The following is a 23,802-nucleotide window of genomic DNA, read 5'->3' as shown; positions in this document are numbered from 1 at the left end:
GAGGTGGCCCGGCGAAGCCGGGACGGAGAGGGGGACGCCGGTGGTGAAGCGACATTCCCTGCAAGTGAGGCGCCCGGCGAGCCCTCGATATCCACAAACAGCTCTGGGTAGGGACCTCCGGCTGCCGCGAAGACCCCTCTCCGTCCCGGCTTCGCCGGGCCACCTCTCCCCACTTTCGTGGGGCGAGGAAGGAGCGTCTCGCGGTCGAAATTTCATTCGATCACGCTTGTGTGTTCGTGTTCTTGCCTTGGTCCGCCCTTATATGCTGCACTGCAACATAGGCAGACGGAACCCTGTCCCTCGCGATGACGCAGGGGCAGGCCGGCGCATCGAGACAAGGAACGCCATGGCGAAGAACGGCAAGGCGGAGGACAAGAAGAAGATCAACGTCGCGCTCCAGGGCGGCGGCTCGCATGGCGCCTTTTCCTGGGGCGTGCTCGACCGGCTGCTGGAAGATGGGCGGCTTGAGATCGCGGCGGTGTCCGGCACCAGCGCGGGCGCGATGAACGCGGTGGCGCTGGCCGACGGGTTCGTGTGGGGCGGCGTGGAAGGCGCGCGCAGGAAGCTCGACGATTTCTGGCGGGCGGTGGCCTCGAAGGGCCGCTTCAGCCCGGTGCAGCGCATGCCCTGGGACGTGGTCTGGGGCAACTGGTCGATCGAGAACACGCCCGGCTATGTCTTCTTCGACACGATGTCGCGGGTGTTCTCGCCCTATGTCGCCAATCCGCTCGGCCTCAACCCGCTGCGCGACGTGGTGGCGAAGGAGATCGACTTCGACAATGTACGCGCCTGCAAGTCGATGGAGCTGTTCATCTCGGCGACCAATGTCGAGACCGGACAATTGCGCGTCTTTTCCGACGGCGAGATCGATCTCGACACGGTGATGGCCTCGGCCTGCCTGCCGCAATTGTTCCGCGCCGTCGAGATCAAGGGCGTGCCCTATTGGGATGGCGGCTATGGCGGCAACCCGGCGCTCTATCCGTTCTTCAAGACGGCGGCGACCGAGGACGTGCTTCTGGTGCAGATCAATCCGGTCGTGYGCGAAGGCACGCCGAAGAGCGCCAACGAGATCCAGAACCGCATCGATGAGATCACCTTCAACGCCGGGCTCCTGCGCGAATTCCGCTCGATCGCCTTCGTCAAGGAACTGATCGCGGCCGGCCGCTTGCCGCATGGCGAATATCGCGACATCCGCATGCACCGCATCGATGCCGACGAGGCCTTCAAGGACCTCTCCGCGTCGTCCAAGGTCAATGCCGAATGGGCCTTCCTCGCCTACCTTCGCGACCTCGGCCGAAGTGCGGCCAGCGACTGGCTGGAGGAGAATTACGACGCCGTCGGCAAGCGGCCGACGCTCGACCTGTCGGGTGAGCTCGACGATGGCTTCAAGCCGCTGCGCGGCCCGGCGCCGGGGCGTCGCGTCAAGGAATTCCTCGCGGCGCGCATCAAGCCGGAATCCGCGCGCCGGCGCGCCTGATTGCCAAGGTCGTCTGCCCGTAAGACCGAGATCGGGTGGATAGCGGCCGGTCCGCTCTTCCCGCCGCGCTATTTCAGCGGCAGAAAGAGCTCGACGACGATCTCGGGCACCGACAGTTCCGGAAGGAAGGACAGCCGCCGCTGGCAATAGATCGGAAAGTCGCGCGCTTCCTCGCCGCTGGCCGGAAGCCATTCCCGATAAAGGTAGAGTGCTGCCGGCTCCAGATTGTTGGTGTTGCCGGGGTAGCGCAGCACGGCGCAACGTCCGCCGGGGATCACGCCGGCCTTCATCTGCTTGTCGTCCGCCGCGATCGGCTGGTCGGTGCCGACGCAAATGTCCATGCTGTAGTCGGCCGCGACAGCGGGACATCTCTCGGAGCGGAAGACGTTGAAGGTGGGGCTCGTTTCTGGCGACAGGCCGGCTGCCTTGCGCCAGGCGATGAAGCGCTGGATGGTGTCGCCGAGCGTCGCCCGATCCCCGCGATGTTCCATGATCGCCACCGGGGTGGGCGGCACTTCGCGGATCGTCACGTCGTCATCGGTGAAAATGATCTGCATGAGCTTTCTCCTCGCATTGTCGAGAGGCCCGAAGGCCATCAGCCACGACCCCCAGTCGGGAGATCTCCGGAACGACGACGGCGATTGCCCGCACCGCTGACGAAAGGCGCGGGCAAAGGCATCCGGCGCGTCGTAACCGGCATCCATCGCTATGTCCGTGACGCTTTCGGCGTCCGCATAGCCCAGCCTGAATGAAGCGCGTTTCATGCGGGCGAGCTGGACATAGCGATGCACGGACAGCCCGAAGGTCGCCGTGAACTGCCGGTGGAAATGATATTTCGAATAGGCCGCGACGCCGCTCAGCGCGTCCAGGTCCAGATCGTCGTCGAGATGCCGGTCTATGTGATCCAGCACCCGCTGCATCCGGGCATGGTGGTTTTGAACCGCCGCCTTCATCGTTCCATTCTCCGTGGCAGCACCAGCTAAGCCGCGCGGACATGAGGCGCTCGACCGATCTTGCGGTTTTGCCGCGAGCCGCACCATCGCCAAGGGCCGTTTACGCACGCCCGATCAATGCATGAACGGCGAAAAGGGCCGTTTGCGGACCGATCGCTTTCCCGTCCCCATGCTGAGGCGGGTGCCAAACGGCATGTTCGAGGCGCTTGGGTCGGCACTGCCGGAGCATTCCCCTACGGAACCGGGGCAATGCTGGATTCGGCTGTGCGGGCGATGTAACTTACCTGCACGTAAACGGGAGGTCGCGATGCTGCAGACCAGACAGAATGCTCTCGGGGTCCGGTTTGAAGCGCAGTGCAGGGCCTTCGAGAAGGAGCCGTTCCCGACGCTCGACCTGCGCAAGGATCGGCTGAAGCGCGTCCTCGCGCTCACCGAAAAGCACGAGGCCGAGATATGCGCCGCGATCGACAGCGATTTCTCCGCCCGCTCGGCCGAGGAGACGCGGCTTGCCGAATTGTTCGTCGTGCGCGCCGGCATCAGGCATGCGCTGTCGCATCTCGGCGCCTGGATGCGCGAGCGGCGCGTCGCCACCAGCCTGCCGTTCCTGCCCGGCCGCAACCGCCTCTTGGCGCAGCCGCTCGGCGTCGTCGGCATCGTCTCGCCCTGGAACTACCCTTTCCAGCTCGCCGTCGCGCCGGCGACTGCCGCACTTGCGGCGGGCAACCGCGTGATGATCAAGCCGTCGGAGCTGACGCCTAAGTTTTCGGACCTGCTCGCCAGCCTGGTCGAAAAATATTTCGCCGCCGACGAGGTCGCCGTGATGGTCGGCGACGCCGATGTCGGCAAGGCGTTCGTGTCGCTGCCGTTCGATCACCTCCTGTTCACCGGGTCGACCGCCGTCGGCCGGCAGGTGGCGCTGGCCGCCGCCGCCAATCTGACGCCGGTGACGCTCGAGCTCGGCGGCAAGTCGCCGGCGATCTTCGATCCGTCCTGCGATCTCGACGCGGCGGTCGCCAGCGTCGCCTACGGCAAGCTGCTCAATGCCGGCCAGACCTRCATCGCGCCGGACTATCTCATGGTCCCGCAAGGCCAGGGCGCGGCGATCGCGGCCAAGTTCGCCGCGGCGATCGCGAAGCTCTATCCGCGCCTCGGCGACAATCGCGACTATACGGCGATCGTCAGCGAGCGGCATCACCGGCGGCTGAGCGACATGGTCGCCGAGGCGCGCGACAGCGGCGCCGATATCGTCGAGGTCAACCCGGCACACGAGACGCTCGGCGTCACCGACCGCAAGATGGCGCCGGTCCTGGTGCGCAATGCGGGCGAAAATCTGCGGCTCATGCGCGAGGAGATTTTCGGGCCGGTGCTGCCGATCGTCGAATATGGCACGGTCGACGAGGCCATCGAGCATGTGAACCGGGGCGAGCGCCCGCTGGCGCTCTACTGGTTCGGCAGCGACAACGCCAATCGCCAGAAGGTCATGCGGGGAACCGTGGCCGGCGGCGTCACGATCAATGACTGCATGCTGCATCTGGTGCAGGAGCGGCAGCCCTTCGGCGGCGTCGGCGAGAGCGGCACCGGCGCCTATCACGGCGAATGGGGGTTCCGCACATTCAGCAAGGAAAAGCCGATCTTCATCCAGTCGAAGCTCAGCGCCGGCGGCTTGCTGCGCCCGCCTTACGGCAGGACATTCGAGCGCATCTTCCGGCTGCTCAACCTCATCACTTGACAGATTCAACCCTGGCATAGTGGGGCATGACCGCGCTCCAACCGGGCGGTTGCCGCCGCCGATGGACGATTTTTCGCATCATGCTGACGGCTGCTGCCAGTAACCTTGGGGAACCCGTCGGCGCGCCGGCAAAAGCGCCAGCCGGCTGGCAGAAAAGCCCGCCTTTGTCGAGGCACTGCGTTCCACGCCGCAATGTTCCTGCAACTTTTCCGACTATATTGCGCCGCAACTTTCAGGTAGAAGCGCGCGTCCGCCGATCACGGCAAATTGAACTAGGCCCCGCGCACACCCATATCGGCCGCGCGCCCAAGTCGGAAGCGCCGACCTCGCCAGGTCCTGCTACGGAAAAATGACGATGCCGAAAATCAGGTTTCACAAGCTTGCAGCCATTGCCGTGCTCATCGGGTTCGCGGCCTGGATGGGGACGGGCGAGTTTTCCTCCGTCGGCAGCGCCGCCGACAAGTCGGTCACCACCGACAAGTCGGTTACCACCGACAAGCAAGCGGAGGCCGCCAAGCCGAACAAGGCCGAGGCCGAGCCGAAGGCCGCACCGCGCACCGTCGCGGTGGTCACTCCGCCGCGCAAGACCTTCGCGCGGGCGATCCGGATTTCGGGTCTCACCGAGGCCGACAAGCGCGCCGTGCTGGCGACGCGTGTCGCGGGCGTCATCGAAAAGCTGCCGGTCAAGCAGGGCGACCGCGTCAAGACCGGCGATCTCGTGCTGATGCTCGCGGCCGAGGAGAAGATCTCCAATGTCGACAACGCCAAGCAGCTTCTTGTCCAGCGCAAGGCCGAGCTCGATGCCGCCGAGCGCCTAGCCAAGACCGGCAATCTGCCGAAGCTGCAGCTGGACACCGCCCGCTCGAACCTGACGCTGGCGCAATCGCAACTCGACACCGCGCAGGCGGAGCTTGACCGCAACGAGGTCAAGGCGCCGTTCGACGGCGTCATCGACCGCATCCCGGTGGAACTTGGCAGCTCTGTGATGCAGGGCGGCGAGGTGGCGACGATCCTCAAGCTCGACCCGGTCATCGCCCGCGGCGAGATCAGCGAGCGCGACCTGCGCTACGTCAAGATCGGCGACGAGGCCGATGTGCGCCTGGTCAACGACCAGAAGGTCACCGGCACGGTCCGCTATATAAGCCGCGATGCGTCGGCGCAGACCCGCACCTTCCGCGTTGAAGTGGCGATCCCCAATGCCGACGGCTCCATCCCCGCCGGCATGACGGCCGAGATCACGCTCAGCGCCGARCCGACCAACGCGGTCATGCTGCCGCGCTCGGTGGTGACGCTGGGCGACAAGGGCGACCTCGGCATCCGCGCCGTCGGCAAGGATGGCAAGGTGGCGTTCTTCCCGATCGACCTCGTCGACGACACGCCGCATKGGCTGGTGCTGGGCGGCATTCCGGAAGATGCGCGCATCATCGTCGCCGGCCAGGAACTGGTGAAGGAAGGCGACACGGTGAAACCCGTCGAGGCCGACCAGGCGACCATCAACAAGCTGATCAGTGAAGCCTCCGCCGGCACGCAGTAAAGCACGACGCGCCGTTGCCGGACCAATCCGGCGATGGGGGTCCGCAGCCTTTGAAGCATAACAGGCCGAAGTCATGGATATCGTCAGACTCGCCATCAACAACGCCCGCCTGACCATCTCGGCGCTGCTGTTCCTGCTCGTCGCGGGCTGGGTCGCCTATCAGTCGACGCCGAAGGAAGCGGAGCCCGACGTTCCGATTCCGATGATGTATGTCAGCCTGATCTATCAGGGCATCTCGCCGGAGGATTCCGAGCGCCTGCTGCTCAGGCCAATGGAAAGCAAGCTCAAGAGCCTCAAGGGGCTCAAGGAGATGCGTTCGGCCGCATTCCAGGGCGGCGGCTACGTGCTGGTCGAGTTCCAGCCGCAGACGGATCTCGCGACGGCGCTGCAGGATACGCGCAGCAAGGTTCAGGACGCCAAGGCCGACCTGCCGCAGGCGGCCGAGGAGCCGACGGTCAACGAAGTCAACGTCTCGGAATTCCCGGTCCTGGTCGTCACGCTTTCCGGCGACGTGCCGGAGCGCGTGCTGACGTCGGCCGCGCGCGAGCTGCGCGACCGCATCGAGGAAGTGCCCGGCGTGCTCGAAGGCTCGCTGCAGGGCGCGCGTGACGACCTCGTCGAGGTTGTCGTCGACCCGGTGAAGCTCTCCTCCTACGGGTTGCAGCTCGACCAGGTGATCCAGGGCGTCGCGTCCTCCAACAGCCTGGTCGCGGCCGGCAATCTCGAAGGCTCGGAAGGCAAATACGCGGTCAAGGTGCCGTCGCTGATCGAGACGCCCGAGGATGTCGCCAACCTGCCGGTGGTCGCCACGCCCAACGCCGTGGTCCAGGCCAAGGACATCGCGACAGTGCGCTCGACCTTCAAGGACGCCGAGACGGTGACGCGCCTCGACGGAAGGCCGGCCATCGCCATCGAAGTGAAGAAGCGCATCGGCGCCAACCTGATCGACACGATCGGCCAGGTGCGGCAGGTGTCGGACGCCTTCATCAAGACGATGCCCGAAGGYATGCACGTTACCTACACGCAGGACAAGTCGGTCTTCGTCAACCAGTTGCTCGGCGACCTGCAGAACCACGTGATGATCGCCGTCATCCTGGTGTTCATCGTCATCCTCTATGCGCTGTCAGGCCGCGCCTCGCTGCTCATCGGCCTTGCCATTCCATCTTCGTTCCTGATCGGCATCCTGCTGCTCGCCATGATGGGCTACACGATCAACATGATCGTGCTGTTCAGCCTCATCCTGGCCGTCGGCATGCTGGTGGACGATGCCATCATCGTCACCGAGTTCGCTGAACGGCGCATGAGCGAGGGCATGCCGAAGGCGGACGCCTTCGCACTGGCCGCCAAGCGCATGGCCGGCCCGGTCATCGCGGCGACGATGACGCGCATCGCCGCCTTCTCGCCGCTGCTGTTCTGGCCCGGCATCATCGGCGACTTCATGAAATACATGCCGATCACGCTGATCGTGACGCTATCGGCCTCGATGCTCTACGCGCTGGTCTTCGCGCCGACGCTTGGCGCGATCTTCGCCAAGGCGCCCGAGCATCACGAGGAGGGCAATCGCGACGGCTGGTACATGGCCGTCGTCAAGCAGGCGGTGCGCTTCCCGATCACCGTCATCCTGCTCACCGTCGGCCTTCTGGTCGGCGTCGGCTTCGCCTATTCGAAATACGGCGCCGGCGTCGAGTTCTTCCCGAGCGTCGAGCCGGATTACGGCCTGCTCTACGTGCATGYCCGCGGCAATCTTTCGCTGGCGGAAATGGACGCCGCGACCAAGACGGCGGAAAACCGGCTGCTCGGCTGGCCGGGCGTGAAGTCGGTCTACACGCGCGTCGGCAAGACGCAAGGCGGCGGCCAGGACATTCCCGAGGATGTGGTCGGCGTCATCCAGTACGAGTTCGTCGACTGGCGCGAGCGCAAATCCGCCAACCAGATCCTCGACGACCTGCGCGGCGTGATGGCCGGCATCCCCGGCGTCGACGTCGAAGTGCGCGTGCCGGAAGCCGGTCCGCCGACCGGCAAGCCGATCCAGATCCGGCTGTCGGCCGCCGATCCGACCGGGCTCGACGACAAGGCGCGGGCGGTCGCCGCACGCATCGCCAAGATCCCCAACGTCATMGACATTTCGGATGGCCTGCCGCCGCCCGGAGTCGACTGGGCGATCGAGGTCGACCGCGCCAAGGCGGCGCAATACGGCATCAGCCCGACTTCGGTCGGCACGGTGGTGCAGCTGGTGACCAACGGCCTCAAGCTGTCGGAATACAGGCCGGCCGGCGCCGACGATGCGGTCGACATAAGGCTGCGCCTGCCGGAAGACCGCCGCACGCTCTCGACGCTCGACGAGCTGCGCGTGCAGACCTCGCAAGGGTCGGTGCCTATCTCGAACTTCGTCGTCAGGAAGCCCGAGCCGACCGTCGGCATCCTCAACCGCATCGACGGCGCGCGCACCGTGGTGGTGCAGGCCAATGTCAGCGCCGGCGCGCAGGTCGCGGCGGTGCAGCAGGAGGTCACCAAGGCCGTCGCCGACATGGACCTCGGCAGCGGCATTCGCTGGAAGCTTGCCGGCTCCAACGAGGATAGCGCGGAAGCCAGCGCCTTCCTCGGCAAGGCTTTCGGTGCTGCGATCTTCCTGATCTTCCTGGTGCTGCTTGCGCAGTTCAACAAGTTCACCAGCGTGTGGCTTGTATTGTCCTGCGTGGTCATGGCGACGATCGGTGTGTTCCTCGGATTGCTTCTGACAGGCGAGGCCTTCGGCATCGTCATGTCGGGCATCGGCGTGATCGCGCTGGCCGGCGTGGTGGTGAACAACAACATCGTGCTCATCGACACCTATGACCGGCTGCGCGAGGAGGGCTGGGACAAGATGGACGCGGTGCTGCAGACCTGCCGCGAGCGTGCGCGTCCGGTGGTGCTGACGGCGGTGTCGGCCATCCTCGGCGTGCTGCCGATCGCCTTCGGCCTCGGTCTCGAAATCTTCCATCACGAGACGACGATCAACGCGCCGTCGACGCAATGGTGGATATCGCTGTCCTCGGCGATCGTCTTCGGCCTGTCCTTCGCCACGCTGCTGACGCTGGTGGTGACGCCCTCGATGCTGATGGTGTTCACCCGCGCCAAGGTGAAGCCCGGCCAGCGGCGCAACTGGCTCAGCCGCCTGTTCCGGCGCGGCAGGGGCGAGATGTCGTCGATCGGCAAGGCGGCGGAAGTGGCTGCCGAAGCGGAGATCACTTTCCCGAAGGCAGCTGAATAAGCCACTTTGTCACCGGCAGAGACCAAAGCCGTCCGGGAACAACCGGGCGGYTTTTTGCATTGTTCCCTCGAGGTTCAACCAGACGGCGAGGGTTTTTCATGACGATCGGCAYACTTCTCGTAATAATCCTGATCCTGATCCTGATCGGCGCAGTGCCGGCATGGCCACATTCGCGTGCCTGGGGCTACGGCCCGTCGGGCATCGTCGGCGTCATCCTGGTCGTGCTGCTGATCCTGTTGYTGATGGGTAGGATCTGATGCTGAACGATGACAGCCGGGCCTTCCGAGGCCCGGCCGCTCCCTTCCTGCTCGACAGTCAAGCAGCCTGGCGCGAGACCTGCGCAATGGCGATGCCGATATCCTGCATGGCTTGCGCCACCGCCTGGTCGAGCGGGGTATGCGGGATTTCGCCGATGACCTGTTCCAGCCGGGTCGAAGCCAGCCGGTGCGCCTCGAAGCGCAGATAGGACATGGAGACGATCTCGCGCCACATGGCCACGAACGGGCTGCCGGCGCGCAGCACCCACCAGGGCATGAAGGAGAGCTTCAGCTGGCGGCCGAGCGCCTTCTCGGCCGCGGCTTTCATGTCGAGATCGGTAATGGCGTGGCCGGGGAAGTTGATGGCTTCGTAGAAGCCCGTTTTGTCGAGGTTCTTCGCCAGGCCGACGAAGGCGACGGCGAAGTCCGGCAGGTAGGCCCATTCATGCGTCAGGTCGGCCGGGCCGGGCGCGGTGTAGACGCCTTTCGCTATCTTGGCGGCGACGACGAGGTCGAACCAGGAACCTGAGCCGGTGYCGCCGAAGAAATCTCCCGCCCTGAGCACGATGGTGCGCACCCGGCCGGCTTCGGCCTCGCCGCGGAACAGCGCTTCCATAGCGCAGCGGATGCGGCCCTTCTCGGTGGTCGGATGGAACGGTGTCGCTTCCGTGATCACCTGCGGCATCGGCGAGCCGTAATTGTAGACCGTGCCCGGGAACAGGTGCAGCGCACCGTTTTCGCGGCAGGCGGCCATGACGTTCTCGGCCATCGGCATGCACTTGCCCCAGTCGGTGTAGATCGGGTTCAGGCCGTTGAAGACGATGTCGGCGCCCTGTGTCGCGCGGATCAGGGATTCGCGRTCCAGCGCGTCGCCGGCGACGGCCGTGGCGCCCTTGAGCYCCGCCGGCACCTTGCCTGTGCGGGTGATGGCGCGGACGTCGAAGCCGGCGTCGATGAAAGCCTTGCCGACCACGCGGCCGAGCCGGCCATTGGCGCCGAGGATTGYGATCTTGGTCAWGTGTTCTCTCCGTTGTTTGCGTTTGYCCGGCTAATCTGATGCCTCCACGAACGAATTGAAATTGACTGAGATCGGCGATCTGTTATTCAAAAATGAATGAAAGAATTCGACTGGAACCTGATCAAGAGCTTCGTCGCGGTGGCCGAAACCGGCAGTCTTTCAGGTGCGGCGCGCAGGCTGGCGGCCAGCCAGCCTACGCTCGGCCGCCACATCGCCGAGCTGGAGGCAGCGCTCGGCGTGACGTTGTTCCGGCGCGGGCGGCGCGGCTACGAGCTGACGGAAGCCGGCGGCACGCTCTACGAGCGCGGGCGGGYGGTCAGCGCTGAGGCCAATGCCTTTTCATTGCTGGCGCTGGGTGCGGTCGAGGCGATCGAGGGCACGGTGYGCATCGCGGCTAGCGAGGTGGTCGCCGCCTTCGTGCTGCCGGACATGATGGCCCGTCTTGGCGAGGAAGAGCCGGGCATCGAGGTCGAGATCGTCGCCTCGAACCAGGTCGAGAACCTTTTGCGCCGCGACGCCGACATCGCCATCCGCATGGTCCGGCCGGCRCAGAACGAGCTGGTGGCGCGCAAGGTCACCGACATTCCGCTCTGCCTGTGCGCGGCAAGCGCCTATCTCGACCGGCGCGGCCGGCCGGAAAAACCGGCCGACCTTGCCGATCACGCCTTGGTCGGTTTCGACCGCAGCGACGAGATCATTCGCGGCTTCACCGCGTTCGGCATTCCGGTCGGCCGCAGCCATTTCCGGTTCAGGACCGACAACCAGATCGTGCTCTGGGAAGCGGTGCGGACGGGAAACGGCATCGGCATCGGCCAGGAGCCGCTGGCCGACCGCGACCCGGACCTGGAAAAGCTGCTGCCGGACGTGCCCTTGCCGGTCCTGCCCGTCTGGCTCGCCATGCATCGCGACGTGCGCACCAGCATGYGCATCCGCCGCGTGGCGGATTTCCTGCATGAGGAGCTGAAGCTTTACTCGGCCGGTACGGGGTCTGGAGCGAATTCGGCCCGGTGAGCAAGGCCCGCCATCAAGAGCACGATGACCAGCAGTCCGGACAGCGCGACGAAGATCGGGCCGAAGCTGGAGTGCTCGGCGACGAAGCCGATCGCGGAGGGCGCCACCAGGATGCCGGAATAGCCCATGGTGGTGACGACGCTCATGCCGGTGCCAGACGACATGCCTTCCTGGTTGCCGCCGGCCGAAAAGATGATCGGCACCATGTTGGCGATGCCGAAGCCGCAGAAGGCGAAGGCGGCGATGGCGAGGTAAGGCGAGGGCGAAAGACCGGCGACCAGCATGCCGGCAGCGGCGACCAGCGCCGAGCCGCGCAAGGTCGACACCGCGCCGAAGCGGTTGCGCACGCCGTCGCCCAGGAAACGCATCAGCGCCATGACGCCCGAGAAGGCGGCATAGGCGAGGCCGGCGACCGCGAGATCGGCGCCCAGCTCCTGATGCAGGAAGAGYGCCGCCCAGTCGAGCACCGCGCCTTCCGAGATCATGGTGAGCAGCGCCATCAGCCCGACCAGATAGACGGCCGTGTGCCGCGGCAGCGTGAATTTCTGGTGCTCGACCGTTTGCGGCTTGTCCTCGGCGATGAGGTAGCGAATGGCAAAGGCGATCACGGCAAAGGCGATCACCGTCACTGCGACGGCATGGGGAAGATGGCCGTAGTTCTGGATCGAGTAGCCGCCGAGCGCGCCACCCGCGAAGCCGCCAAGGCTCCAGAAACCGTGCGAGGACGACATGATCGCCCGGGAAAGCCTTCTTTCCACCACCACGGCATTCGAGTTCATCGCGACATCCATGCCGCCGATCGAGCCGCCGAAGATGAGCATGGCGATCGCCGCCAGGGGAACGTTGGGCGCGAGCGCCACGATCAGCAGGCCGAAGCTGCCGCAGACGCCGAACCAGCGGGTCACGGTGCGCGAGCCATGCCTGGAGATGAGATGGCCGCACCAGGTCATGGAAATCACGGCGCCGACGCCGAACAGCAGGATCAGCAGGCCGAGCGTGAACCGGGTGATGTCGAGCCGGGTGAGGAACACCGGAATCTGCGGCGCCCAGCTGCCGGTCAAGAAACCATTGGCGAGGAAAATGCCGGCGACGGCCCAGCGGCCGCGCGTGGCGGCCTGCATCGTGGTTTGCAAGGTCATGGTCTGAAAATCTGCCATGCAAAGGGTGTTTTGTGCGGCAAATTAGATCGATTCAATTCGCAGTCAAGGACCCTGATGAGGAAGTGCTTGTACCAAGCCGTGTGCACTCAAAAAAGTTACTCGGTAGCGATCCTTCGCGCCCCCCTCTGTCCTGCCGGACATCTCCCCCACACGGGGGGAGATCAGATGCCGCGTCGGCTTTCGCCAATCGCCAGCGTTGCAGGAAAAGCGAGGCGATGGCGCTCAATCTCCCCCCTTGTGGGGGAGATGGCCGGCAGGCCAGAGGGGGGCGCTGTCCCGCCAGCGTTCGCTCTTATGCCCTCGCCGTTGGCTCAGTGATCTTTCGGCCGCTTCGCCTCGAACTCGGCCTTCTTGGCCGCGGAAGCCTCGGTCTGGTTGAGCGCCTGCCATTCGGCGTAGGGCATGCCGTAGATGATCTCGCGCGATGCATCCTTCGACAGCGCCACGCCCTCGGCCTCGGCGGCCTCGCGATACCAGTTGGACAGGCAGTTGCGGCAGAAGCCGGCGAGGTTCATCAGATCGATGTTCTGGACGTCGCCGCGTTCGCRCAGATGCGCCACCAGCCGACGGAAAGCCGCCGCCTCGAAGTCGCGTTTCTGGTCGTCGCTGAGTTCGGTCATTGGGAACCTCCGGGCCTGTCGGGCTCGTCACACGGGTCCGGTGCGCGAGCCGAACATCTTCACCTGATGTATATCGGCACGCCGGTCGATGGCGTCAACGATCGGCGCAAGGCGCTCGGCCCAGGCGAGAGCGCCGGCGCGGTCGGYGATCAGATCCTGGCGGATCTCGATCAGCGCATGGGCGTAGCCATTGACGATGGCGTGGCGGAACATGGTGTCGCCGCGCAACGCGCCGTCATAGGGTTCGTTGTCGCCGACGACGAGGGACTGGTCCTGCGCCAACATATCGATCAGCGGCCGCGCCACGCGGTCGTCGCGGTCCCACAGGACGCCGACATGCCAGGGGCGGACAAAACCCTGCATCACCGGCGTGAAGGAATGCACGGAGAAGATGAATGGCGCCTGGCCCGAGGCGTGCGCCACGGAGGCGATCATAGCGCCGACGGCGTCATGGTAGGGCCGGTAGAAGCGGTCGAGCCGCCGCTCGCGTTCCTCCCGGGCAATCGGATAGTTTCCCGGCACCACGGTCCCGTCATAGAGCTGACGGATCATGGTGGGGTCGTCCTCGCCCCGGTTGGGGTCGATCAACAGCCGCGAGAAACCGGCAAGCACGGCCGGCACGCCGAGCRGTGCCGCGAGCTCGCGCGTCACCGTCTCGACGCCGATGTCATAGGCGATGTGACGCTCGAATTCGGACGCCGRCAAACCGAGGCTGCCATACTCCTCCGGCAGGTCGCGGCGGGCGTGGTCGGCCAGAAGCACGACGCCTTTCTTGCGGTCGCCCTCGACAATGTCGAATGGCGTGAAAACTGTGGATCGGGTCATCGGCTGAAAAGGGGATGGCGGCTGCGATGTGGTATCGTCATTCCACGAAGAGGACGCTGGCGCAATGCCGTTGTTTGGCCAAGGTTTCCGCAAAAATCCCCTGCGCGGGGAGAATTTGCGCGACGGGCCCTTCTAAATCGATTGGAATTGAACAAAACGGCGCGTTGACATGCGACCGGAGTTTGCTGAAAAGGGGCTTCGAGAGATGCAAATGTGGTTCGCAAGGGAATCTGCGATGGGTTTTGCCGGCCGGTTGCGCAAGCGCCTGGCCGTGCCGTTGCTGATCATCGGCGCGGGATCGTGCGCGGTTTTCGCGACCTCGCCGGCCCGGGCCGACTTCCGCGTTTGCAACGCAACGCAAAATCTGGTGGGCGTCGGCATCGGCTATCGCGCCAAGGCCGGCTGGATCACCGAGGGCTGGTGGCACATCGAAGGATCGACCTGCAAGACGCTCATCGAGGGTCCRCTGTCATCAAGGTTTTACTATCTTTATGCAGAAGACGCCGAACGCGGCGGGCGCTGGGATGGCCCGATCAACATGTGCGTCGCCGAAAAAGAGTTCAAGATCGCCGGCGTGAATGATTGCGTCGCCCGGGGCTTCCAGCGCGCCGGATTCCAAGAATATGACACGGGCGAGCAGGCCAGCTGGATGGTCCAGCTGACCGACGAGCCCGCAACGGGAGGCGCGCCAGCGGCGGCCCCCGCTCCGGGAACAAACAGTCAATGAGACGTAACCGCAAGGTCAAGATCCTCGCCACCATCGGTCCGGCTTCCTCCTCCGAAGAGATGCTGAGAAAGCTCTTCGAAGCCGGTGCCGATGTCTTCCGCATCAATATGAGCCACACCGATCACGAGCTGATGCGCACGCTCGTCGGTCGCATCCGCGCCGTCGAGGCCGCCGTCGGCCGGCCGATCGGCATCCTCGCCGACCTGCAGGGGCCGAAGCTCAGGGTCGGCAAGTTCGCCAACGTCAAGGAAGCGTTGACCGTCGGCCAGACCTTCACCCTCGACGACAATCCGGAACCGGGCACGTCCAGCCGTGTCTACCTGCCGCATCCGGAAATCCTGAGCTCGGTCGAGGCCGGTCACCGACTTTTGATCGACGACGGCAAGCTGGAGCTGAAGGCGGTGAAGGCCGACGGCAAGTCGATCACCTGCACGGTCGTCGCCGGCTCGGGCATTTCCGACAAGAAGGGCGTCAGCCTGCCCGACACCGATCTGCCGGTCGGCGCGCTGACCGAGAAGGATCGTGCCGATCTCGACGCGGTGCTTGCCACCGGCGTCGACTGGGTGGCGCTGTCCTTCGTGCAGYGGCCGGAAGACCTGGCGGAGGCCCGCAAGATCGCGCGCGGCCGCGCGCTGATCATGGCCAAGATCGAGAAGCCCCAGGCGGTTGYCCGGCTCCCCGAGATCATCGAACTCTCCGACGCGCTGATGGTCGCCCGCGGCGATCTCGGCGTCGAGATGCCGGTCGAGGCGGTGCCCGGCATCCAGAAGCAGATCACCCGCGCGGCGCGCCGTGCCGGCAAGCCGGTGGTGATCGCCACGCAGATGCTGGAATCGATGATCACCGCGCCCGTGCCGACCCGCGCCGAGGTCTCCGACGTGTCGATCGCCGTCTTCGAAGGCGCGGACGCGATCATGCTTTCGGCCGAATCCGCGGCCGGCGCCTATCCGGTCGAGGCGGTCGCCATGATGAACCGCATCGCCACCAAGGTCGAAACCGATCCGACCTATGCCGGCATCATCAACGCGCAGCGCTCGGAGCCCGAGGCGACCGGGGCCGACGCCATTTCGCTCGCCGCGCGCGAGATCGCCGAGACGCTGAAACTGTCGGCGATCATCYCCTACACCGCGTCGGGCACCACCGGCCTGCGCGCCGCGCGCGAGCGCCCGCAGGTGCCGATCGTGGCGCTGTCGCCGATCCTCAACACCGCGCGCCGCCTGTCGCTCTTGTGGGGCACGCACTGTGTCGTCTCAGAGGATGCCACCGATCTCGACGACATGGTCGACCGGGCCTGCCGGATCGCACTGGAAGAAGGTTTCGGCAAGCCTGGCGACCRGGTGATCATCACCGCCGGCGTGCCGCTGAGAACGCCTGGWTCGACCAATATGCTGCGCATTGCCTATGTCGGGTCGGATACGCATTAGGGCGTGCCGATATTCGGGTCAGGCCGGCCTAACCCGAATATCGGCACACCTAACCGTACTTGCCGTGGCATTCAGGAGCTGATTCCCGAGGTTTCAGGTCGGCGCGAGCTCGGCATCGGGCACTTTGATGTCCGGGCATTGGCCGTCATGATAGGCATCGCCGGYGATCCGCCCCTCCACGGTTCTGGCCATCGCTTGTAGATCGACATCTTTGCCCGCGACTTTCTGGATCGCGCCGAGGACGAGGTCGGGCGCGGTCCAGTCTGGCTTGTGGCCGAGATTGCGGACCCAGACCAACTCGGCGCCGGGAATGTCGCGCTCGAGRCCGACGGAATGGATCGTGGCGTAGACCACCWTGTCGCGGTCGCCCGAGATGACGACGGTCGGCGCCTTGATCTCGCGGTATGAGGGTGAGGCGGCGTGGACATAGTCGTAGAGCTGAGCGACATCGCGGGCGTTGGCGCGGAAGGCGGATGGCCTGAGCACCAGCGGGATCGAGGCGTCGTCGATATAGAACTCCGGCACTTTGTTKGGTGAAAAGACGCAAGCGGTGGCATCRCCGATCCGCAGCATGCCGGCCGGATAAGCGAGCGTTTCGGAAAACAGCCAGCCGATCACCGGCGTGGCGGCGAGCTTGTAATACCAGGCGGTCGCGCCGCCCGGCCATGGATGCGTGRCGGGCGAGACGAAGACCAACCCCAACGTCTTTTCGGGATGCCGGCGGGCGAAGGCCGTGGTGATCGCGCCGCCGAAGGAATGGGCGGCGATGACCGCCTTTTCGATGCCCAAGCGGTCCATCAGCGCGGCGATCGTGTCCGCCTGCGCGGCAAGCGTCTCATTGTCGCCGCGCGCCGACCAGCCGAAACCCGGGCGGTCGAGGAACAGCATCTCGGCGCGCCCCTCGAGCAGCGGCTTCAGCGGCAGCATCTGGTCCTTGAGATTGGCGCTGGCGCCATGGATGAAGACGACCGGCGGCAGATCGGCCCCGGCCGGCGCCGGGATATGGACATGGTGGATGCGCGCGCCCCTGATCTCGGCGAACGCGCCGACGGGCGGATTGCGACGCTCGATCGACCAGACGCCGGCGCGGGTGACGCCGGCGAGGGCAAAGAAAAACGCGACGAGGAAGAGGAGAGCGGCGCAGATGAGGTTCATGGGGGGAGATACGGGCGAGGGGCGGAATTAGTTTAGGCAGTAGGCAGTAGGCAGTAGGCAGTAGGCAGTAGGCAGTAGGCAGTAGGCAGTAGGCAGTAGGCAGTAGGCAGTAGGCAGTAGGCAGTAGGCAGTAGGGCTCTCTTCCCCTACTGCCTACTGCCCAATCCCTACTGCCTAAATTCCCTCGCCGGCCAGCTCTTCCGAGAGCGTCGAGACCTGGTCCTGGGCGCTGCGCATCATCGGGTAGATCGCCAGCACCTTCTGCCAGGCTTCCAGCGCCGACTGCTTGTGGCCGGTCTCGGTCATGATCTGGGCGAGGCCGGAGAGCGCRCCGAAATGGCGCGGCTCGAGCTGCAAGGTGCGGTCGATATCGGCCATCGACTTCCCGTAGTTCTTCATCAGGAAATGCACAGTGGCACGGCGGTTCCAGCCTTCGGCATAGTCGGGCTGCAAGGTCACGACCTGGTCGAGGAAATCGAGGGCGACGTCGAATTTCTGGTCTTCCGTCGCCTTCTGCGCCCACTGCATCATCAGGTCGATCGAGGCGCTGCCCGACTGGCTCCATTCGTTCCAGATGCGGCCGGCGATGCGCTCGGCCGCCTTCTCGTTGCGCTCGCGCTTCAGCTCGGTAAAGAGCTGGTCGAGGCGGCCCTGCTTGGTCGGAGCGGCCGGCGGCGGCGTGGCGGCGGGCGGCGGCGCGGCATCCGGAGGCAGCGCGCCCGGCACCTCTTCGGCTCCCGCAGGCAAGCCGGAAAGCAAAAGGGCGGTGAAAAATGCAAAAAGAATCCGCATCGCCGGAATCTAGTCCCGGACGGCGGATCGTCAAAGTGATTTTAGCGTGAGAGCGCCGGCGAACCGGCAATCGACATCAGCGCGGCCTGGTCTCTTCGCATGCCGCTTCCTTTTCGGGCGACATGCATCAAGCCGCGCGCAAGGCTCAGCCCTGGCGCGCCTTGTAGCGCGGAGCGGTCTTGTTGATGATGTAGATGCGTCCCTTGCGGCGAACCAGCCGGTTGTCGCGGTGACGCGCCTTGAGCGCCTTGAGCGAATTCTTGATCTTCATGGTCTTGCCTGTTCGGTCAGGGCCCGTCCCGGGCCGAATTTTAAAGGCGCGCCCGAAAAAAGCGCGCCTTTGAACTTGGCGTGGCTCATAAACGAGGAGTGTCGTCCGTGTCAACCACGTGACGATGTCCGAATGCCACAAGTGGGCCGGCATATCAAATATTCGCCATCCCGGCGACGCGCCATTGCGCGACTCGAAAGCGGCTGGAATGGTGCGATCTCGGCGAAACGACCGGAGATTGCACATGCGCCGCATGTTTCTGCCTGCCTGTCTGGTCTTGCTTGCGACAGCCCCGGCCGCTTGGGCGGAAGACTGCGACCRCAACGACGATAGTCAGTCGATGCTGAATATCTGCGCCGATGCCGACTACCAGGCCGCCGACGCCAAGCTCAACGCCGCCTACAAGAACATCGTCGGCAGCAACGATCAGGCCTCGAACAAGCTCTTGCAGACGGCGCAACGCGCCTGGATCGCTTTCCGCGACGCCGAATGCGCCTATTCGACCGCCGACAGCGAGGGCGGCTCCATCCATCCGATGGAGGTATCGCAGTGCCTGACCAAGCTCACCAACGAGCGCATCAAGCAGCTCACGTCCGACGCCAACTGCAAGCTCAGCGATCCGAGCTGCGCCGGCTCGGACGCGAGCGGCGGCGACCAGGATATGCAATAGCTATCGCGGCCTGATGAGGCGCGTGAAATGGCCCATCTTGCGGCCGGGGCGCGATTCGGCCTTGCCGTAAAGATGCAGCATCAGATCGGGTTCGTTRAGCAGGGYCGGCACCCTCAGCATGTCGTCGCCGATCAGGTTTTCCATCACGCAATCAAAATGGCGGGCAGGMGAGCCCAGCGGCAGGCCGGTGACGGCGCGGATATGCTGCTCGAACTGCGAGACGACGCAGGCGGCTTCCGTCCAGTGGCCGGAATTGTGGACGCGCGGCGCCAGCTCGTTGGCCAGAAGCGAACCGTCGGCAAGCACGAAGAATTCGACGCCGATGACGCCGACATAGTCGAGCGCGGAGAGGATTTTGGCGGCCGCGTCCTTGGCGGCCGCCGCTGTCGCCGGATCAATCGCGGCTGGAAGCGTCGAGGTGCGCAGGATGCCTTCGCGGTGGACGTTTTCCGCCGGATCGTAAGCCGCGACGGATCCGTCCAGCCCACGCGCGGCGATCACCGAAATCTCGCGCTCGAAGGCGACGAGCGATTCGAGGATCAGCGGCACATTGCCCATGGCCTCGCAGACACCGGCAAAACCGGCCGTTTCCATGTTGCGGAAGACGCGTTGGCCCTTGCCGTCATAGCCCATGCGGCGGGTCTTCAGCACGCCGCTGCCGTTGAACGTCTTGAGCGCCTCGGTCAGCTGGTCGTCATTGCCGACCGGACGGAACTCCGCCGTCGGGATGCCGATACCGTTGAGGAAACTTTTCTCGGTCAGGCGATCCTGCGCCACTTCGAGCGCGCGGGCCGGCGGATAGACCGGAACCCTCGCCGCCAACGCTTCGGCAGCGGCGACCGGAACATTCTCGAATTCGTAGGTGACGACGGCGCTGGAGGCAGCCAGATCGGCAAGCGCTGCCGGATCGTCATAGGCGGCGACGATCTGCCGGTTCGCGACCTGCGCGGCCGGGCAGTCGGGCTGGGGCTCCAACACGACGACGCGATAGCCGAGGCGCGCTGCGGCCATCGCCAGCATTCGGCCGAGCTGGCCGCCRCCGATGATGCCGATGGTCGATCCCGGAGCGAGATTCACGGCGTGTCCGTCGGTTCGGCGGCGACCTTGGCGGTCTGCGCAGAGCGCCAGGCGTCGAGCCGGGCTGCAAGCTTGTCGTCGTTCAGTGCCAGCACGGCGGCGGCGAGAAGGGCGGCGTTCGCCGCGCCCGCCTTGCCGATGGCCAGCGTGCCGACCGGGATGCCGGCCGGCATCTGCACGATGGAAAGCAGCGAGTCCTGGCYCGACAGCGCCTTGGATTCGACGGGAACGCCGAAGACCGGCAGCGGCGTCATCGCCGCCGTCATGCCGGGCAGGTGCGCCGCGCCGCCGGCGCCGGCGATGATCACCTTGTAGCCGGCGGCCTTGGCGCCCTTGGCGAATTCATAGAGACGGTCGGGGGTCCGGTGCGCCGAGACGATCAGCCGCTTGTGCGGGATGCCCAGCGCCTCGAGCGTCTCCGCGGCCTGGCGCATCGTCGCCCAGTCGGACTGGCTGCCCATGATGATGGCGACGTCGGCACGCTGATCGGTCAAGGCTTCGCTCCCCGGCGACAAAGGCGCGCCTTAGCGGAATTCGCCTGCTGCCGCAAGGATTGTCGATGCCTGCAGTCCTTTCGGCCGGCGCGGTCCACGGCCTTGGCCGTCGCCTCAGCTCAGGCGATGATGTCGGGGATGATGCGGTCTTCCAGCGCCGACAGCCGGTCTTTCAGCATCAGCTTCTTTTTCTTCATGCGCTGGATCTGAAGCGGGTCGCAGCCTGTGGCGATCATCGCGTTGATGGCGGCGTCGAAATCGGCGTGTTCCTGTTTGAGCCGGGAATATTCGAGGCGTATTTCAGCCTGTTCCTGTTCGGACATTATCTACCGTTTTGCGTATGCATCGCCCAATCGGGCTGGTTGGGCGGGACCGGTTGGTGACCGGCGCGCAGCCCTTATCACATTTCACTTTGTCGTGGAATGCTACCACGTGGCATTCGACATCGAGATTGGTTGGTGGCAAACTATCATCGTGCCGTCACAGTCGCAACCTGCGGTGGAGGCGCCCRCGACGGCTGCAATCGAGGAAACCATGAAAGGGAGAACCAATCATGTCTCTTGCATCCCATCTTGATGAGCTGYAGCGAAAGCACGGCGATATCGAGCGCGAACTTATCGACGCGATGAACCATCCTTCGGTAGACGACCTCGAGATCGCCACTCTCAAGCGGCGCAAGTTGGCAATCAAGGACGAGATTGAAAAGCTGAAGGTGAAACCGACCGCACACTGAAACTCCTCTAGGCACCATAACCGCTCCCGCCGCGGTGCAGCCTCCCGGTGGCAAGAAATGCCACCGGCTGGTGTTTTACGCTGAATTTCCCGACCGCTTTGGGCGCCATTCGGCAGGCCGATGCTTCCTTTTGAGCCGCGCGGCGGCAAATTGGGAGCAGCGGATTTGACGGCCTTGCCTGCCGGTTGCCATTGACAAGCCATCTTTGCTCCGCCACCTCATGCCCGGAACTTTCAGATGAAGGCGGCCGGCATGACCGGATATTTTTCCTCTCCCTTTCCGCGGCGCAACTCGGTCGGCGTGTCGGTCGGCGGCGTGATCGTCGGCGGCGGCGCCCCGGTCGTCGTGCAGTCGATGACCAACACCGACACGGCCGATGTCGATCAGACCGTTGCCCAGGTCGCGGCGCTGCACCGCGCCGGCTCGGAAATCGTGCGCATCACGGTCGACCGCGACGAGAGCGCGGCCGCGGTTCCGCGCATTCATGAGCGGCTGCTGAGGCTCGGCATCGACGTGCCGCTGGTCGGCGATTTCCACTATATCGGCCACAAGCTGCTCGCCGATCATCCGGCCTGTGCCGAGGTGCTGGCGAAATATCGCATCAACCCTGGCAATGTCGGCTTCAAGGACAAGAAGGACCGGCAGTTCGCGGCCATCGTCGAGATGGCGATCAAACACGACAAGCCGGTGCGCATCGGCGTCAACTGGGGCTCGCTCGACCAGGAGCTCTTGACCCGGCTGATGGACGACAACCAGGCGAAGGGCTCGCCGCTCACCGCGCAGGAAGTGACGCGCGAGGCGATCGTGCAGTCGGCGATCCTGTCGGCGGAGATGGCCGAAGAGATCGGGCTTGGCCGCGACAAGATCATCCTGTCGGCCAAGGTCAGCGGCGTGCAGGATCTGATCGCCGTCTATACCGAGCTCGCCACCCGCTCCGACCATGCGCTGCATCTGGGTCTCACCGAGGCGGGCATGGGCACCAAGGGCATCGTCGCCTCTTCCGCCGCGATGGGCATCCTCCTGCAGCAGGGCATCGGCGACACGATCCGCATCTCGCTGACRCCGGAGCCGAATGGCGATCGCACCCGCGAGGTGCAGGTGTCGCAGGAACTCTTGCAGACCATGGGTTTCCGGCAGTTCGTGCCGATCGTCGCGGCTTRCCCCGGCTGCGGGCGCACGACGTCCACCGTGTTCCAGGAACTCGCCCAGAGCATCCAGGCCGACATCCGCAAGAACATGCCGATGTGGCGCGAGAAATATCCCGGCGTCGAGAACCTCAAGGTCGCGGTGATGGGCTGCATCGTCAACGGYCCGGGCGAATCCAAGCACGCCGATATCGGCATATCGCTGCCCGGCACCGGCGAGACGCCGACGGCGCCGGTCTTCATCGACGGCAAGAAGGYGGYGACGCTGYGCGGACCCTCGATCGCGCAGGATTTCGAGAAGATGGTCGGCGACTATATCGAGCAGCGCTACGGACACGGCAAGGCGGCGGCCGAGTAGGCCATGCACCGTTTCCTCACGGTGACCCTGGCCTTGCTTTGCTRCCTGAGTTGGGTGGCGGCCGCTTCGGCGGATCCGCCGCAGTCGAAATCGGCTGCCAAACGGCTGATCAGCCGTGTCTGCGATCTGATCGAAACCCAGGCCCGACAGAATGGCCTGCCCAAGGATTTCTTTGCCAGGCTGATCTGGAAGGAAAGCCGTTTCGATCCGAACGCGGTGAGCCCGGTCGGCGCGGAAGGCATCGCGCAATTCATGCCCGGCACCGCCAAGATGCGAGGCCTGGCCAATTCCTTCGACATCGAGCAGGCGATCCCGRCCTCGGCGAAATATCTCGCCGAGATGAAGGCGGGCTACGGCAATCTCGGCCTCGCGGCGGCGGCCTACAATGCCGGCGAGAACCGCGTGTCGCGCTGGCTCGCCTCCGGCGGCTTCCTGCCGATGGAGACGGAAAGCTATGTCTTCGACATCATGGGCGAGCCCGTCGACAAGTTCTCCGACAAATCCTATGCCGGCGCCGTCCAGCCGCTCGATCCCAAGATGAGCTTCGCGGTCGCCTGCCGCCGGCTGCCGGTGATCATGTCACGGACCGTCRCCATGGCCTCGATCAACGTCAAGCCGTGGGGCGTGCAGGTGGCGGGCAATTTCCGCCGCTCGGCGGCGATCGGCCAATGGCTGAGGGTCAAAAGCCGATTCCCGGCGCTGCTCGYCAGCCATGATCCGGTGGTGAGCCGGGTGCGCACGCCGATCGGTCGCCGCGGCATCTACGCAGTCAGGATCGGCGCCGACTCGCGCGGCGAAGCCAACGGCATCTGCGACAAGCTGCAAAGCGTCGGCGGGGCGTGCGTGGTGATGCGCAACCGGTAGTAGTAAGTTGGAAAGTCCGAGACGTCGGCGGGACAGCACCCCCTCTGTCCTGCCGGACATCTCCCCCGCAAGGGGGGAGATCAGATGTCGCGCCGGCCTTCGCCAATCGCCAACGTTRCATGACCGAGCGAGGCGCTGAAACTGCCAATCTCCCCCCGTTCACGGCAGGGCTGTCCGGGGAAAGTTAGACATAGTCGAGGCTCATCTGATCGGGAGAGCAACGGGAGTGCCTTCGACTTGGATTGACGGGCGGCGGTT

The 23,802-nt window shown here is 65.1% G+C and carries 23 protein-coding genes; 12 read left to right on the top strand and 11 right to left on the bottom strand.

From position 1 onward, the window contains the following. Positions 1-346: 346 nt before the first annotated feature. Positions 347-1,477, top strand: a complete 1,131-nt coding sequence (locus tag LCM4576_RS29810; protein WP_071035992.1) for a patatin-like phospholipase family protein — start codon at positions 347-349, stop codon at positions 1,475-1,477. Between the two features lie 68 nt (positions 1,478-1,545). On the opposite strand, the gene LCM4576_RS29805 is transcribed toward LCM4576_RS29810, so the two are convergent. Continuing rightward, positions 1,546-2,430 carry a GyrI-like domain-containing protein gene (locus LCM4576_RS29805; RefSeq protein ID WP_071035991.1) on the bottom strand — a complete coding sequence of 295 codons (885 nt, stop codon included), beginning with the start codon at positions 2,428-2,430 and terminating at the stop codon, positions 1,546-1,548. Between the two features lie 307 nt (positions 2,431-2,737). Between LCM4576_RS29805 and LCM4576_RS29800 the strand changes: the two genes are divergently transcribed. The 4 genes from LCM4576_RS29800 (at position 2,738) to LCM4576_RS29785 (ending at position 9,200) form a co-directional block, all read left to right on the top strand. Beyond that, entirely contained in the window at positions 2,738-4,159 is a 1,422-nt protein-coding gene (locus LCM4576_RS29800) for a coniferyl aldehyde dehydrogenase (protein WP_071035990.1), read from the top strand. Between the two features lie 355 nt (positions 4,160-4,514). After that, positions 4,515-5,693: an efflux RND transporter periplasmic adaptor subunit gene (locus tag LCM4576_RS29795; RefSeq protein ID WP_116398043.1), complete on the top strand. Its 1,179-nt coding sequence runs from the start codon at positions 4,515-4,517 to the stop codon at positions 5,691-5,693. 73 nt (positions 5,694-5,766) lie between these two features. Continuing rightward, positions 5,767-8,943, top strand: a complete 3,177-nt coding sequence (locus LCM4576_RS29790) for an efflux RND transporter permease subunit (protein ID WP_071035989.1) — start codon at positions 5,767-5,769, stop codon at positions 8,941-8,943. 98 nt (positions 8,944-9,041) lie between these two features. Then, positions 9,042-9,200 (top strand): DUF3309 family protein, encoded by a 159-nt coding sequence (locus tag LCM4576_RS29785; protein ID WP_071035988.1) that lies wholly within the window; start codon positions 9,042-9,044, stop codon positions 9,198-9,200. A gap of 58 nt (positions 9,201-9,258) precedes the next feature. Here LCM4576_RS29785 and LCM4576_RS29780 read toward each other — a convergent pair whose 3' ends face one another. Next, positions 9,259-10,218 (bottom strand): SDR family oxidoreductase, encoded by a 960-nt coding sequence (locus LCM4576_RS29780; protein WP_071035987.1) that lies wholly within the window; start codon positions 10,216-10,218, stop codon positions 9,259-9,261. A 96-nt stretch (positions 10,219-10,314) separates the two neighbouring features. Here LCM4576_RS29780 and LCM4576_RS29775 point away from each other — a divergent pair, with 96 nt between their 5' ends. Next, positions 10,315-11,229, top strand: coding sequence for a LysR family transcriptional regulator (locus tag LCM4576_RS29775; protein ID WP_071035986.1), 915 nt, complete (start codon positions 10,315-10,317; stop codon positions 11,227-11,229). Here the strand turns inward: LCM4576_RS29775 and LCM4576_RS29770 are convergent. The 3 genes from LCM4576_RS29770 to LCM4576_RS29760 all read right to left on the bottom strand — a co-directional run bounded on the left by LCM4576_RS29770 (position 11,187) and on the right by LCM4576_RS29760 (position 13,834). After that, the gene (locus LCM4576_RS29770) at positions 11,187-12,368 is read right to left on the bottom strand and encodes an MFS transporter (protein WP_071035995.1); all 1,182 of its coding nucleotides are present in this window, start codon (positions 12,366-12,368) and stop codon (positions 11,187-11,189) included. The genes LCM4576_RS29775 and LCM4576_RS29770 overlap by 43 nt on opposite strands. A 332-nt stretch (positions 12,369-12,700) precedes the next feature. After that, entirely contained in the window at positions 12,701-13,009 is a 309-nt protein-coding gene (locus LCM4576_RS29765) for a DUF1244 domain-containing protein (protein WP_071035985.1), read from the bottom strand. A gap of 27 nt (positions 13,010-13,036) precedes the next feature. Beyond that, positions 13,037-13,834 carry an N-formylglutamate amidohydrolase gene (locus LCM4576_RS29760; protein ID WP_071035984.1) on the bottom strand — a complete coding sequence of 266 codons (798 nt, stop codon included), beginning with the start codon at positions 13,832-13,834 and terminating at the stop codon, positions 13,037-13,039. Positions 13,835-14,003: 169 nt separating this feature from the next. Here LCM4576_RS29760 and LCM4576_RS29755 point away from each other — a divergent pair, with 169 nt between their 5' ends. After that, complete coding sequence (locus tag LCM4576_RS29755) at positions 14,004-14,561, top strand: DUF1036 domain-containing protein (RefSeq protein ID WP_198540339.1); 558 nt, start codon at positions 14,004-14,006, stop codon at positions 14,559-14,561. Then, positions 14,558-15,985, top strand: coding sequence for a pyruvate kinase (gene pyk, locus LCM4576_RS29750; protein ID WP_071035983.1), 1,428 nt, complete (start codon positions 14,558-14,560; stop codon positions 15,983-15,985). Before LCM4576_RS29755 ends, pyk begins: the two co-directional genes overlap by 4 nt. 93 nt (positions 15,986-16,078) lie before the next feature. Here pyk and LCM4576_RS29745 read toward each other — a convergent pair whose 3' ends face one another. From LCM4576_RS29745 to ykgO, 3 genes are all read right to left on the bottom strand, one after another. After that, positions 16,079-17,140: an alpha/beta fold hydrolase gene (locus LCM4576_RS29745; RefSeq protein ID WP_071035982.1), complete on the bottom strand. Its 1,062-nt coding sequence runs from the start codon at positions 17,138-17,140 to the stop codon at positions 16,079-16,081. A 174-nt stretch (positions 17,141-17,314) separates the two neighbouring features. Beyond that, positions 17,315-17,932 carry a hypothetical protein gene (locus tag LCM4576_RS29740; RefSeq protein WP_071035981.1) on the bottom strand — a complete coding sequence of 206 codons (618 nt, stop codon included), beginning with the start codon at positions 17,930-17,932 and terminating at the stop codon, positions 17,315-17,317. A 145-nt stretch (positions 17,933-18,077) separates the two neighbouring features. Continuing rightward, complete coding sequence (gene ykgO / locus LCM4576_RS29735) at positions 18,078-18,203, bottom strand: type B 50S ribosomal protein L36 (RefSeq protein WP_040974291.1); 126 nt, start codon at positions 18,201-18,203, stop codon at positions 18,078-18,080. A gap of 124 nt (positions 18,204-18,327) precedes the next feature. On the opposite strand from ykgO, the gene LCM4576_RS37835 reads away from it, so the two are divergent. Then, the gene (locus LCM4576_RS37835; RefSeq protein ID WP_407067410.1) at positions 18,328-18,873 is read left to right on the top strand and encodes a lysozyme inhibitor LprI family protein; all 546 of its coding nucleotides are present in this window, start codon (positions 18,328-18,330) and stop codon (positions 18,871-18,873) included. Here the strand turns inward: LCM4576_RS37835 and LCM4576_RS29725 are convergent, their stop codons facing one another. The 3 genes from LCM4576_RS29725 to LCM4576_RS29715 form a co-directional block, all read right to left on the bottom strand. Next, positions 18,874-19,950, bottom strand: coding sequence for a 5-(carboxyamino)imidazole ribonucleotide synthase (locus LCM4576_RS29725; protein WP_071035979.1), 1,077 nt, complete (start codon positions 19,948-19,950; stop codon positions 18,874-18,876). It lies immediately after the preceding gene. Next, positions 19,947-20,444, bottom strand: a complete 498-nt coding sequence (gene purE, locus LCM4576_RS29720) for a 5-(carboxyamino)imidazole ribonucleotide mutase (protein ID WP_071035994.1) — start codon at positions 20,442-20,444, stop codon at positions 19,947-19,949. Before purE ends, LCM4576_RS29725 begins: the two co-directional genes overlap by 4 nt. A gap of 119 nt (positions 20,445-20,563) precedes the next feature. Next, positions 20,564-20,767: a YdcH family protein gene (locus tag LCM4576_RS29715; RefSeq protein ID WP_040985243.1), complete on the bottom strand. Its 204-nt coding sequence runs from the start codon at positions 20,765-20,767 to the stop codon at positions 20,564-20,566. A 230-nt stretch (positions 20,768-20,997) separates the two neighbouring features. Here LCM4576_RS29715 and LCM4576_RS29710 point away from each other — a divergent pair, with 230 nt between their 5' ends. From LCM4576_RS29710 to LCM4576_RS29700, 3 genes are all read left to right on the top strand, one after another. Further along, the gene (locus LCM4576_RS29710) at positions 20,998-21,177 is read left to right on the top strand and encodes a YdcH family protein (protein ID WP_071035978.1); all 180 of its coding nucleotides are present in this window, start codon (positions 20,998-21,000) and stop codon (positions 21,175-21,177) included. Positions 21,178-21,429: 252 nt separating this feature from the next. Further along, complete coding sequence (gene ispG, locus LCM4576_RS29705) at positions 21,430-22,680, top strand: flavodoxin-dependent (E)-4-hydroxy-3-methylbut-2-enyl-diphosphate synthase (RefSeq protein WP_071035993.1); 1,251 nt, start codon at positions 21,430-21,432, stop codon at positions 22,678-22,680. Between the two features lie 3 nt (positions 22,681-22,683). Beyond that, on the top strand, positions 22,684-23,544 hold the full coding sequence (locus tag LCM4576_RS29700) for a lytic transglycosylase domain-containing protein (RefSeq protein ID WP_071035977.1): 861 nt from the start codon (positions 22,684-22,686) through the stop codon (positions 23,542-23,544). The last annotated feature ends 258 nt before the right edge of the window (positions 23,545-23,802 follow it).

The organism is Mesorhizobium sp. LCM 4576 (genome assembly GCF_001854815.1).
GTDB lineage: Bacteria > Pseudomonadota > Alphaproteobacteria > Rhizobiales > Rhizobiaceae > Mesorhizobium > Mesorhizobium plurifarium.
Note: the sequence above shows the minus strand (reverse complement) of the source record. Positions and strands in the feature narration are given on the sequence as shown.